Genomic DNA, 13,428 nt, shown 5'->3' on the forward strand with positions numbered 1-13,428 from the left:
CAGGCGAATCAATAAATCGTATTATTACGATATAACGATTTAGGAGGAATACTTTTGAACACTCCCGCTTTTGACAGTAATAACATTAAACAGTTCGATGAACCAGCTAATCTGCTGAAAGCTTTGTCTCACCCCATTCGTTTATGCATTGTGCGGGGACTGATGATGAAAAAAAAATGTAATGTTTCTTATATGCAGGAATGTCTGGATCTTCCCCAATCAACAGTCTCACAACACCTCCAGAAACTTCGCAGTGCAGGTATTGTTGCTACGGAGCGGAATGGTCTTGAAGTGAACTATGTGCTTGCCGATCAACGGGTTGAACAGATTATCAAAACTTTATTTGAAAAGGATGATTGTGAATCATGAGCAAAAGAGTACTCATTGTTGGCGGTGTAGCTGGAGGTGCATCTGCAGCTGCACGCCTTCGCCGTCTGGATGAACATGCCGAGATTATTATCTTTGAGAAGGGACCCTATATCTCATTTGCCAATTGTGGTTTACCTTATTATATAGGTGGCACAATCGATGATCGAGAGCGTCTGCTGGTGCAAACGCCAAAAGGGATGGCAGATCGCTTTCGTATCGATGTCCGTACAAGAAGTGAGGTCGTAGCTATTGATTCGCAGAAGCGAGTGGTTAAGATACAATCCCAGGAGCGCGGTGCATATGAAGAAAGTTATGACGAGTTGATATTGTCACCAGGTGCAAAACCGATCATTCCCGATCTGCCGGGTAAGGACAATCCGCTAATTTATACCGTACGAAGTATTCCAGATATTGATCGGATCAAAGACCAAGTAAGTTCGTCTAACAACAAGTCTTCGATTGTCATAGGCGGTGGATTTATAGGTGTGGAAATGGCTGAGAATTTAAAGGAAGCTGGTCTGGATGTAACGCTGATTGAGGGGAACGCACAAGTACTCACACCCTATGATACCGAGTTAGCAGCCGCATTAGCACAGGAAATGGAGAATCATGGTGTAAACCTGCTGTTTTCCAAACGTGTTCAGGGATTTCATTCCCTGGAGCAGGGCATAGGGGTTGAACTTGCCGATGGTCATGTGTTGACAGCTGACATGGTTATTCTTGCGATAGGCGTAACGCCGGACACCTATTTTTTGAAAGATAGCGGCGTTTCGCTGGGTGCACGTGGACATATTATCGTAAATGAAGCCTTGGAAAGTAGTGTGCCACATATCTATGCTGTTGGAGATGCCATCGAAGTAACGGAAACCATTCATGGTACGAAGGCAACGATACCACTTGCCGGACCTGCCAACAAACAAGGCCGTATTGTTGCCGACCGTATCGCAGGGCTTCCTTCTACCTATAAAGGGACACAAGGTACGTCCATTATCAAAGTATTTGGAATGACCGCAGCTACGACAGGCAGTAATGAAAAAACACTACAGCGCCTGGGCGTGGACTATCAAACCGTTATCGTACACCCTGCTTCTCATGCATCGTATTATCCGGGTTCAAGCGCAATTACTCTTAAACTGCTGTTTACTCCTGAAGGCATAATTTTAGGCGCACAAGCAGTCGGTTATGATGGAGTGGATAAACGAATTGATGATATTGCTGTAGCCATTCATTTTGGAGGACATGTCCGGGATTTAACAGAGCTTGAACTGTGTTACGCGCCTCCTTATTCGTCTGCCAAAGATCCCGTGAATATGGCTGGATATGCAGCAGAGAATATGATTACCGGACGTGTTCAGACGTACACCTATAATCAACTGGCTGATCGTCAGCCGGGGCGGTCGATACTTCTGGATGTACGCAGTGAAATTGAGCATCAAAATGGTCATATTCCGGACTCAATCTCTATTCCAGTTGATGAGCTTCGTCAACGTTTAGATGAATTAGACCCATCCAAAGAAATTTGGCTATACTGTCAAGTCGGCTTACGTGGTTACACTGCTTCGCAAATTTTGCGTCAGCATGGTTTTAGTGTAAAAAACTTGAGTGGTGGTTATAAAACATACCGTCAAGCCCAGTTTAAGCCTGCTACATTTACTGCTGCAAAAAAAGACCGTCCTGAACCTGTGGAAAAGGAGTCTATTCCCACTGACTCAACACAGCCGCAACGTATTGATCATGAGTTGAACGTGTGCGGATTAAGTTGTCCTGGTCCGCTAATTCAGGTTAAGCAGAAAATGGATCAACTCTCGAACGGGGAAACACTTCGCGTGAAAGCTTCCGATCCAGGATTCTATGAAGATGTCAAAGCATGGGCGACAATGTCGGGTTCCACAATCTTGCAGTTGGAAAGACTGAAAGGCGGTACGATTGAGTCTGTCATTGCTAAAAATACAGCACAACCCGTATCCGATGCCCCAATCAGCGATCCTGCCAGCACGATGGTTGTTTTTAGTGGTGATCTGGACAAAGCGATCGCTTCACTCATTATTGCAAATGGGGCAGCAGCCAGTGGACGGAAAGTAACCCTATTTTTCACTTTTTGGGGATTGAGTATTATTCGCAAGCAGCAGTCGCAGAAGTTATCCAAAAATATGATCGGCCGTATGTTTGATATGATGTTACCTCGCGGGAGCCAGAAGCTTGGCATGTCTAAAATGAATATGCTTGGAGCAGGCCCGAAAATGATCCGTGGTTTGATGAAAAAACATCATGTGCCGTCGTTGGAGGAATTGATTGAGAGCGCAATTGCACAAGGAGTAGAGATCGTTGCCTGCCAAATGTCCATGGATTTAATGGGAATTCAGCGTGAAGAATTAATAGACCAAGTCAAAATTGGTGGCGTAGGTTACTATCTTGGACAAGCATCACAAGCCAATCATAATCTGTTTATTTAAAAAAATTAGTAATGCTGAGCAGGATAATTGAATGCGTACCGAGAGAATGCCACGATGAGTGGCATTTTTTTGTTCAAAAAAAATGAACGTTTCATTCAGAAACGGTTCTTTGACTTACATTTAACAGCAACATAGAGTGATGACAAGGACGGTGGTTGATTTAGCTAGGCAAATGAGAAGCATATACACCCTTGACTTTCCCCTGTACGGGAAACTATATACTCGCATTATGTTAAAAGATTGGAGATGATATGTTGTTCAAAATCAGTGCGTTTTCCAGGCTAAGTAGGGTCTCATTAAAAACACTGCGTTATTATGACCAGATTGGCATACTTAAGCCGAGAAAGGTAGATCACGATACAGGTTACCGTTACTATTCCGCAGATCAGCTTCTCGAGCTTAACCGAATCTTCATTTATAAAGAATTGGGGTTCACGTTGCCACAAATCACACAGCTGTTACAGGAGCATATTACATTGGAGAATATTCAAGGCATGTTTAAGCTAAAAAGAAGCGAAATTCAGCAGATTATCGATACGGAACAAGCCAAACTCGTCCGGATTGAGGAACGCATGCAGCTTATAGAGGAAGAGGGGCACGTCGAAACTGGACAAGAAATTCTAATCAAAGAGGAGGGTGCTCGGCAGTTTCTTTTTCAGACAGGGTGTGGGAGGGAAGAGGAGATCCCGAGTTTATTTCGTCAGTTTGATCAGTCATTAACAAAAGAAATGCGCCAACTGATTGACGGTCCTCAGGTTGTTTTGTGGAAAGAAATCGCAGGACAAGAGGAAGAGTTCGAGTTTGAAATAGGTTACTTCTTAACCTGTGATCTGCGCTCACCTCCCGACCCATTTCAACTGCGGACTCTTCCTGCCGAGCCCATGATGGCCACCATAGCTTATCGTTCCAATGCCACCTTTGCCTGTAAAGCCTGTGTTCATCTAGCTACATGGATTGAGAAGAATAACTATCAGATCAAGGAGAACGGAGCTGGTAGGGAATTATATTTACCCTTATCTCAAGAACAAGATGTACAGTTTATAGAAATACAAATTCCAATATTAAATAGATAACTGAAGAATAGATAACTGAAGAAGACGGAGTGGATTAAAGTGAAAAATAAATGGATTATATATATCTTGGCATTGGCTGTTTTTCTGATCGGAACCCTTGAATACATTATTACAGGAGTCATAGAAATGATCGCCTCAGACTTGAGCGTATCTACTTCCGAAGTGGGTTTACTGGTGACTGTATTCGCTCTGGCAGCGGCCATTATCGCTCCGATTCTCATTGCAATTACAATAAATATGGATCGCAAGAAGTTACTGTTGTCCGCCCTCAGTGTGTTTATTGCCAGCAACGGACTTATGCTTGTTGACCTTTCTTACGAAACTTTACTATGGGTGCGAATTATTCAAGGGGCTAGCGGAGGAGTGGCTACCGTAGTAGCAATGGCCGTATCGACACGACTGGTTGAAAAAGAAAAAAGGGGCAATGCCATCGGCATCATTTTGATGGGGCTAAGCAGTTCGCTAGTGCTCGGTGTCCCATTGGGCACATTTTTTAGTGAAATGTTTGGATGGAGAGTTCTATTTATATTCATTGGATTGTTAAGTGTTCTTCCATTACTTATTATCTACAAAAAGGTTCCGGCAATCAAAGAGGAAGAAAAGATCACCCTCAGAATGCAGCTCTCCATTTTGAAAAATCCACTCATTCTGACTGCCTTGCTTATTACATTATTGTATATCGGCGGCTATTCGACACTGTTCACGTATATTACGCCTTTCTTGCAAGCTACATCCACTCTTTCTATGACCGAGATAAGCGGTGTTCTGTTTCTCGCGGGAATTTGCAGCTTTGTCGGATCAAAAGTGGGCGGACAATTGGCAGATGCAAAGGGATCAAAGTTTACAATTTGTCTAGGCCTTCTGTTACAAGGCGTAACTCTTCTTTTGTTTGCTCTAGCTGGAGTTAATCTTATCATGTTAATCTTGGTTTTAATGATTTTTATGTTAGCAACGTGGAGCATATCTCCGGCCCAGCAACTATATCTGGTTACACTGGCACCTCGTAATCCCGACATTGCCCTTAGCGTAAATACGTCATTTATCCAATTTGGTTTTGCACTGGGATCTGGATTAGGTGGGATTGTGATCAGTCGTACATCTGTCCTGTACTTAAATTGGTTGGGGTTTGGAGCTGTAAGCATTGCTTTACTTCTTGCCATCTTACTATTTAAGAAATCGAGAAGCAGGACTGGAACGCCAGATCCAGTGTAATTTCAGTGATGGGTAATTCTTGCTTATGAGTAAAATAAAAAGAGGATCTCTTCAGCATTCACTGCTCAAGAGATCTTTTTGGTGTATAACAAGGTTATAACGAGAATCACGTGTGATTTGCGTATCACAATATGATAATTGATCAATCATGCTTGAGAATATGTCATTGCATCATACAGTCTAAAACCTTAACTTAAAATGACAGCAGAGAACGCTAACAACCTCGATGACGTTTATACCGATTGGATGGCTAAGGTATGTGTAAACGCGTATTGGACAGAGTGGGAATTTTTCCATAGATCTAAGTACATCCCCCTTAAAAGTGAGATTTATATCCCAAATCTGTTAAGTCAGCCGGGACACCTTCACGTCGTTTATGAAACTGTTTAGGCGAGGAACCGGTCATTTGTTTGAACTGCCTGCAAAAATGCTCGACATTACGGTAACCGCATCGATCGGCAATCTCTGCAACCGTATACAAATGATGTCTGAGATATTCTTTGGCCAAACGTATTCTGCTATGAATAACATCCTCCATACACGAGAGGCCAAACGATTTCTTGTACATCAACTGCAGGTACCCCGGGCTGACGTTTATGATCTTCGCCATTTCTGATATTGTCCAAGGATGGCTGGGACGGTTATGAATTGCCGTTCGAAGCTTCAACAGAGGATAGTGCTGAGGACTAATATCCTCTTGGACACAAGACTCAAGCAATTTATTGAACAAGGTTCGCAGCAGACAATTGATGGATGATTCCCGGTAATCGTTCTGAAAAGAATGCTCTGCAACAAGCAATTGGAACAGCTTATGACAGTATTCCGGATCATCCAGTGGGAAAGGTGTGCCTGGCGGAAGGGAGGTATCGGTTACAAACGGTTCATCACTTTCAAAACGAATCCAATCATTTATATAGCGCTCTGAACAAGCCCGATAATATATTTTTTGATACGGTTTGAAAAGTACAGCACAATGAGCCGGGTATTCCTTAAGTTGTCCATCAACCCAAAACTGGGCAGGGGTCTGTGTAATGACTAATAACCAGGCATCATGCCCTTCAGGGATATCAAAAACAAAATGATTCTGATGTACCGCGTCACATTCAACGTAAAAAATAGATGTCATGGTTCTTCCCCTTTATATTTAAGTTGTAGAAAAGAATAACCCATACACTACTTAAGCTATTTTCTATTATACGAGAGTTATCTTTATTTCATAGAACGAATGTACTATTACAATTATATGAGGAGTGTAGCTGGAATGAACAAGCAGGGGTTCAACCCATATCTTCCATCCTGGGAGTACGTACCTGATAGTGAGCCTTATGTATTCAATGAAAGAGTGTATGTGTATGGTTCACATGACCGTTTTAACGGACATGCCTTCTGTCTGAACGATTATGTATGCTGGTCTGCACCCGTGAATGACCTGGGGAATTGGAGAAATGAAGGGGCGATCTACCGAAAAACAGATGACCCGTTGAATCCGAATGGCCATATGTGCTTGTATGCACCAGATGTTACGCTGGGTCCTGATGGGCGGTATTATCTGTATTATGTGCTGGATAAGGTACCCGTTGTTTCGGTGGCTGTATGTGATGCACCTGCCGGTAAATATGAATTCTACGGTTATGTACAATATGGCGACGGCACTCGTCTGGGTGAAAGAGAAGGGGACGAGCCCCAGTTCGATCCCGGCGTGATGACTGAAGGACAGCACACTTATCTGTATACCGGCTTCTGTGCGGCCGGAGACCAATCAAGACATGGCGCGATGGCCACGATGCTAGGTCCGGATATGCTGACGATTGTGGAAGAACCCATATTCGTAGCACCGAGCGAGCCTTACAGTGAGGGCAGCGGTTATGAGGGCCATGAATTTTTTGAGGCGCCTTCCATTCGGAAGAGAGGTGATACCTACTATCTGGTGTATTCTTCTATCGTTATGCATGAATTATGTTATGCCACCAGTCGATTTCCAAATAAAGGATTTACATATCAGGGCGTCATCGTAAGCAACTGTGATCTCCATATCGACTCCTACAAACCTACTGACAAACCCATGTATTATGGAGGCAATAACCATGGCAGCATTGTGGAGATCAACGGAGACTGGTATGTCTTCTATCACCGTCATACCAATGGGGACGCATTCAACCGGCAGGGCTGTATTGAGAAGATATCTTTTGCAGAGGACGGCAGCATTCCTCAGGTGGAAATGACCTCCTCTGGTCCAAGTGGGAGACCGCTTGAAGGAAAAGGCGAGTACCCCGCATATCTTGCATGTAATCTTTTGACCAAAGATGATCAGAAGTACACTGGAGGTTTTGGAGCAGGAGCCTGGCTGGACAGCCGCTTTCCAAAGATCACCCAGGATGGTAGAGACGGTGATGAAGAAGTCGGATATATCGCCAATATGGTTGAATCCGCAACGGCAGGTTTTAAATACTTTGATTGCCGAGGAATTCGCCAGGTCTCGATCAAGGTACGGGGATATTGTCACGGGGTATTTGAGGTCAAAACCGCATGGGACGGTCCTGTCCTGGGTACAATCCCGGTACATTTCACCAATCATTGGAAACCCTATTCAGTCGAGATGACCATTCCGGATGGTATACAAGCTTTGTATTTTACGTACAGAGGTTCTGGAAGTGCAAGCCTTGCATCATTTATTTTAGCGTAATCCTCAAACACATGATCTAAGCAATCCAGACAAAACAAAGCAGCTGCTGGTCATCCAGTAGCTGTTTTGTTGACCGATCAGCCTATGCGGCTCAGATAGTTGGTTTTTTTATGATTAAACTTTTAGTCATCCGCATCGTTGGCTTCTCCGGCCTGTTGCGAATGGCTGCGATATTCGCTTGGCGCGATGCCTGTCCACCGCTTGAACTGGCGGCTGAAATGCGCATTGGTCTTATAACCCAGCATCATCGCAATATGGTCTATGTTCAAGTCGGTTTGCTTTAACAGCCGCTGCGCTTCGTTCAGAAGGGTTTCGGATAGAAACTTGCGTGGAGCGATGCCGTATACCTCCCGAAAAATACGATTAACCTGTGACGGGCTTATGCTCAGCGATTTGGCAATGTCCTGAATCCAGGTTCGATCGCTCTCCTGAATTTCCCCGTGAAGATGGATATACCTTACCGAATCCTCAATGTGCTCAGCAATCTGATGGGCAATGGTTTCTTTTCTCGACAACGTAACGGATGCTTGCTGAGATAACTGACCGACCAGGGAACCGAGCAGTTCAAACACGGCGGCGTGTACCTTCATTTGTTTGGAGGAAGATAGCGAGCTAGACAAATGCTCTGTAGCCAAACTATACAAGGTAGACAGGGAAGGGGAGAGCCCCAGAGCCAAATTCGAATTTGCCGGATAATAGATGTCTTTGCAACGGTTAAGTTCTCTGCAAAAGGATGTATCGTGTATGCTGAAATGCACAGAAAAATAAGTGAACCCCTCTGGTCCGGCTCCGGTGCAAGAGTGGGTCATACCAGGCCGGATGAACAGAAGGTCGCCAACCGACTGCCGATAAGACTGCCCGTTGACAACCATGTTCATCTGCCCGTCCATCATCCAGTGCACTTCATACATTGAATGTTCATGAGACGGATAAGTCCAGCTGGAATCTACTTTTCTTGCATGCAGCCCCAATAATTGAAAAGACATGCGAACATCGGGCAGACGCCCTAAATACACAGCATCCAAAAGCTTGGTCACAGCAAACCAACCCCCTTGTACTATTCTATATACCAACATCCTGTCATCGGATTGTCCTCGTAAATTATCTTTAGTTTAATGGATCTAACCTCATCTTAACAGAAAAAAATGCGTGAAAAGGGTAAATCGTCGGAGTGATTAGAACATCGTCATGAACCATAGCGGGTGCTATGGTAGTATTATCAACCCGATGGGGAAAAATGGAGGCAAGCTTGAATGAGAATTATTCGATTTCTGGACGGACAACAGAAGTGGCTGGCAGCCGTTACGGATGATGAACAAGCGTATCGTTTGCCACAAGCAGATTTTATGACTTTGATCTATCAAGCAAGAAAGCAGGGGATTTCTCCAGTTCAACTTGTTGAAAGCGCTTTTAAACCGTTAAACAAGTTAACTGACGATTGGACTTCCTTACATCTACTCACTCCATTGGAAGCTCCGGAAGTATGGGCCGCGGGTGTGACTTATCAGCGCAGCCGGGAAGCGCGAAATTATGAAGCAACGGAAGGCAAGCTGGATGCAAAGACCTTTTACGATAAAGTTTACGATGCCGAAAGACCGGAGATCTTTTTTAAATCTACAGCAGCCCGCACCATCGGGCCCAATGAGGCTGTCACACTTCGCAGCGATTCCAATTGGCAGATCCCGGAGCCTGAGCTGGGGTTGGTGCTTGCCGCGGATGGCAGCATTGTGGGATACATCGTTGGTAATGACATGAGCTGCCGCGATATTGAAGGGGAGAATCCGCTGTATCTACCGCAAGCAAAAATGTGGCGCAATTCCTGCTCGATAGGGCCAGCCATTCGTCTAGCGGAAACGGTGCAAAATCCATATGCGTTCAACATCGTCTGCGAAATATATCGCGAAGGTGAAATAGTTGTCAAAAGCGAGGCAAGCACAAGTGAGTTAAACCGAAAACTCGATGAGCTGGTCTCTTTTCTGGCCAGAGATAACGATCTCTTTGACGGTACGGTGTTATTAACAGGCACAAGCATCGTGCCACCCAATGATTTTACACTTGCACCCGGGGACCGCATTGAAATATCCATTAGCGATATCGGGACACTTATTAATCCAGTCATTTCAAACTAATGTACAAGGAGGATGAATGCAATGACCACATTTCAGGTAGAGCAGACATACAGCAATTACATTAACGGAGAATGGGTGAAGGCGACATCCGGTGAAACCGAACCGAGCATCAACCCGGCGAATCGGAAGGAGGTAGTTGGCTACGTACCCACCTCAGGCGTAGAGGATCTGAACCGGGCTGTTGCAGCCGCGAAGGAAGCAGCAAAAGATTGGCGGAGGTTATCGGGCGCGGAACGCGGAAACTATCTATTTCAAGCAGCCAATGTGCTGGAACGCCGGGCCGATGAAGTTGCAGAGGCGATGACCAGGGAAATGGGCAAAACACTCCCAGAAGCTAAAGGAGAGACACTGCGCGGTGTAGCAATCTTAAGGTATTACGCCGGAGAAGGCATGCGAAAAACCGGGGATGTCATTCCATCAACGGACAGCGAAGCACTGATGTTTACGACTCGCGTACCCCTTGGCGTTGTTGGGGTTATTGCTCCTTGGAATTTCCCGGTAGCCATTCCGATTTGGAAAACGGCTCCGGCCTTGATTTACGGCAATACGGTTGTGTTGAAGCCTGCTCAGGAAACTGCGGTCACTGCGGCTAAAGTAATGGAGTGTTTTGAAGAGGCGGGCATTCCGGCAGGCGTTCTTAATCTGGTATGCGGCAGAGGCTCAGTGATCGGATCTGCACTTGCTGAGCATCCGGATGTGGGCGGAATAACGTTCACAGGTTCCAATGAAGTGGGCAAACGGGTCGGCGGCGCAGCACTGGCACGTGGGGCCAAGTATCAACTTGAAATGGGTGGGAAAAACCCGATTATTATCGCGGCTGACGCTGACCTGGATTTGGCTGTGGAAGCCACGATCAGCGGTGGGTTGAAATCGACCGGGCAAAAATGTACGGCCACCAGCAAGGTCATTATTGAACGAAAAGTATACGATGCCTTCAAAGAAAAGCTGCTCTCGCAAATCCAGGAAATTCGGCTGGGTGACGGCATGTCTTCTGGAAGCTGGATGGGTCCATGTGCAAGCGAAGGACAGCTCAATACCGTGCTGAGTTATATTCAAAAAGGCCAAGATGAAGGTGCCGTTCTGCTCACTGGTGGAAAAAGAGGGGACGGTCCGGGATTAGAAGAGGGATTCTATGTGCAGCCGACCGTATTTGAAGGGGTCGAATCCCATATGTCCATCGCCCGGGAAGAAATTTTTGGCCCGGTTCTGGCCTTGATTGCGGTAGATTCCCTGGAGGAAGCCATCGAAGCGGCTAATGATAGCGATTATGGCTTGAGTGCTTCCATCTATACACAGAACGTCGGAGCCATGTTGTCTTTCATCCGGGACATGGATGCAGGACTGGTCAGAATTAATGCAGAAACAGCCGGCGTAGAGCTGCAGGCTCCGTTTGGCGGAATGAAGATGTCAAGTTCACACTCCAGAGAACAGGGGCAAGCGGCTATCGAGTTTTTCACGGCCATCAAAACGGTCTTTGTGAAGTCATAAACTGTGGGAGGCTATCATGTACGAACAGATTACGTCGATTATGGGAGAGACCGCGTCCAACTGCTTCGATATCATAGCACATGCTCCAGGGGCTGCCGGACGTCTGCCTTTAACGGATGATTTGCTGCGGAATGCTCCAAGCGGCGACTTGTTTGGCATGTCCCAGAATGTTGGAATGGGCTGGAAGCCCGGGGAATTGAACGGAAAACAATATCTGATCTTAAGTACGCAAGGTGGCATACGCAATGAAGATGGCAGCCCGGCAGCACTCGGTTACCATACGGGTCACTGGGAGGTCGGCCTGCTGATGAAGGCTGCCGCAGAAGAACTGTCAAGCCGGGGAGGAATCCCGTTTGCTGGATATGTCAGCGATCCGTGTGACGGCAGATCTCAGGGGACAACCGGCATGTTTGACTCGCTTCCGTACCGGAACGATGCCGCTATGGTATTTCGCAGACTGATTCGCTCGCTGCCAACACGTAAAGGCGTGCTTGGTGTCGCCACTTGTGACAAAGGCCTTCCAGCGATGATGCTCGCGCTTGCCGGCATGCCGCAATTGCCTGGCGTAATCGTTCCCGGTGGCGTCACACTTCCGCCTACCGATGGAGAGGACGCCGGTAAAATTCAGACCATCGGTGCACGGTACGTCAACGGGGAACTTTCTCTGGAAATGGCGTCGGATTTAGGATGCCGAGCTTGTGCTACACCGGGAGGAGGCTGTCAGTTTCTAGGTACCGCGGCTACAGCCCAGGTTGTAGCCGAGGCAATGGGTATGACAGTGCCACATGCCGCGCTTGCACCTTCCGGGCAGCCGATCTGGTTTGAAATGGCGCGCCAATCGTCACGTGCACTCATCCATATGGAGTCTCAGGGGATGAGGATGGCAGACATCGTCACGGATGCATCCATTCGCAATGCGATGACCGTCCATGCTGCGTTTGGAGGATCGACCAATCTGCTTCTTCACATACCGGCGATTGCCCATGCAGCGGGTTTAACCGTACCCACGGTACAGGACTGGATACAGGTCAACAAAAATGTTCCGCGGCTGGTTAGTGCCCTGCCAAACGGACCGATCTTTTATCCGACCATACGTGTCTTTCAGGCAGGAGGTGTACCGGAGGTCATGCTACACCTCAGACAGCTTGGTCTGTTGGATGAGTCTGTACCAACGGTTACAGGTACTTCATTGGGTCAGGTACTGGACTGGTGGGAATCGTCGGAACGCCGTCATCTCATGCGGAAGCAGTTAAAAGAGCAGGACGGCATCGATCCGGACAGTGTCATCATGAGTGTAGAACACGCTCAGCGGCTTGGAATCTCATCGACTGTAACATTTCCAACCGGGAATATCGCTCCAGAAGGTTCTGTCATCAAATCCACCTCTATTGATCCTGCTGTGCTGGATGAGCATGGCGTATACCGTCATCGTGGCAGAGCAAAGGTGTTTACCACCGAACGTGAGGCGATCCATGCGATTAAGACCGGAGGTATTCTGGCTGGCGACGTTGTTGTGCTTCTCGGGCGAGGTCCATCGGGAACCGGGATGGAGGAGACGTACCAGCTTACATCTGCGCTTAAACATTTGCCTTTTGGCAAATACGTGTCACTGATTACGGATGCCCGGTTCTCCGGTGTTTCCACCGGAGCGTGTATTGGTCATGTTGGCCCCGAAGCGCTGGCAGGCGGACCGATTGGCAAGCTGCGGAACGGAGACCTGATTGACATCGAGGTTGATCGTAACACACTGGAGGGTAGCATTAACTTTGTCGGAGAAGGAGAGCTGGCGTTTTCGCCGGAAGAAGGTGCTCTCATCCTGGCACAAAGGCCCTTCCATCCGGATATGAGACCTGATGAAGCTTTGCCGGATGATACAAAGCTCTGGGCTGCATTGCAATCGGTCAGCGGTGGGACTTGGAGAGGGAATGTATATGATGTCGAGCGGATCATAACCGCCCTGGAAGCCGGCAAAAAAGCGCTAGGCTGGTACTGATATCCACCTTTCTTATATCTGTTGTTGT

At 46.8% G+C, this 13,428-nt stretch carries 10 protein-coding genes; 8 read left to right on the forward strand and 2 right to left on the reverse strand.

What is annotated here, in order from left to right; genetic code table 11:
• The first annotated feature begins 54 nt into the window (after positions 1-54).
• The 4 genes from NST38_RS15970 to NST38_RS15985 all read left to right on the forward strand — a co-directional run bounded on the left by NST38_RS15970 (position 55) and on the right by NST38_RS15985 (position 5,107).
• Positions 55-369, forward strand: a complete 315-nt coding sequence (locus NST38_RS15970; RefSeq protein ID WP_036615511.1) for an ArsR/SmtB family transcription factor — start codon at positions 55-57, stop codon at positions 367-369.
• Complete coding sequence (locus NST38_RS15975; RefSeq protein WP_076253154.1) at positions 366-2,822, forward strand: FAD-dependent oxidoreductase; 2,457 nt, start codon at positions 366-368, stop codon at positions 2,820-2,822. The genes NST38_RS15970 and NST38_RS15975 overlap by 4 nt, the downstream gene beginning before the upstream one ends.
• A gap of 254 nt (positions 2,823-3,076) precedes the next feature.
• Entirely contained in the window at positions 3,077-3,895 is an 819-nt protein-coding gene (locus tag NST38_RS15980) for a MerR family transcriptional regulator (RefSeq protein WP_076253155.1), read from the forward strand.
• 39 nt (positions 3,896-3,934) lie between these two features.
• Entirely contained in the window at positions 3,935-5,107 is a 1,173-nt protein-coding gene (locus tag NST38_RS15985; protein WP_076253156.1) for an MFS transporter, read from the forward strand.
• Between the two features lie 316 nt (positions 5,108-5,423).
• Here NST38_RS15985 and NST38_RS15990 read toward each other — a convergent pair whose 3' ends face one another.
• Complete coding sequence (locus NST38_RS15990; protein ID WP_076253157.1) at positions 5,424-6,233, reverse strand: helix-turn-helix transcriptional regulator; 810 nt, start codon at positions 6,231-6,233, stop codon at positions 5,424-5,426.
• 135 nt (positions 6,234-6,368) lie between these two features.
• On the opposite strand from NST38_RS15990, the gene NST38_RS15995 reads away from it, so the two are divergent.
• Positions 6,369-7,790 carry a family 43 glycosylhydrolase gene (locus NST38_RS15995; RefSeq protein ID WP_076253158.1) on the forward strand — a complete coding sequence of 474 codons (1,422 nt, stop codon included), beginning with the start codon at positions 6,369-6,371 and terminating at the stop codon, positions 7,788-7,790.
• Between the two features lie 122 nt (positions 7,791-7,912).
• On the opposite strand, the gene NST38_RS16000 is transcribed toward NST38_RS15995, so the two are convergent.
• Positions 7,913-8,827: a helix-turn-helix domain-containing protein gene (locus NST38_RS16000; protein WP_076253159.1), complete on the reverse strand. Its 915-nt coding sequence runs from the start codon at positions 8,825-8,827 to the stop codon at positions 7,913-7,915.
• A gap of 216 nt (positions 8,828-9,043) precedes the next feature.
• Between NST38_RS16000 and NST38_RS16005 the strand changes: the two genes are divergently transcribed.
• From NST38_RS16005 to NST38_RS16015, 3 genes are read left to right on the forward strand one after another with little or no spacing between them, the layout of a single operon-like run.
• The gene (locus NST38_RS16005; protein ID WP_076253160.1) at positions 9,044-9,919 is read left to right on the forward strand and encodes a fumarylacetoacetate hydrolase family protein; all 876 of its coding nucleotides are present in this window, start codon (positions 9,044-9,046) and stop codon (positions 9,917-9,919) included.
• Positions 9,920-9,940: 21 nt separating this feature from the next.
• Positions 9,941-11,407: an alpha-ketoglutaric semialdehyde dehydrogenase GucD gene (gucD, locus tag NST38_RS16010; RefSeq protein WP_036671416.1), complete on the forward strand. Its 1,467-nt coding sequence runs from the start codon at positions 9,941-9,943 to the stop codon at positions 11,405-11,407.
• A 16-nt stretch (positions 11,408-11,423) separates the two neighbouring features.
• Positions 11,424-13,400 (forward strand): YjhG/YagF family D-xylonate dehydratase, encoded by a 1,977-nt coding sequence (locus NST38_RS16015; RefSeq protein WP_076253161.1) that lies wholly within the window; start codon positions 11,424-11,426, stop codon positions 13,398-13,400.
• Positions 13,401-13,428 lie beyond the last annotated feature (28 nt).

Source organism: Paenibacillus sp. FSL H8-0104, assembly GCF_038050215.1.
GTDB lineage: Bacteria > Bacillota > Bacilli > Paenibacillales > Paenibacillaceae > Paenibacillus > Paenibacillus amylolyticus.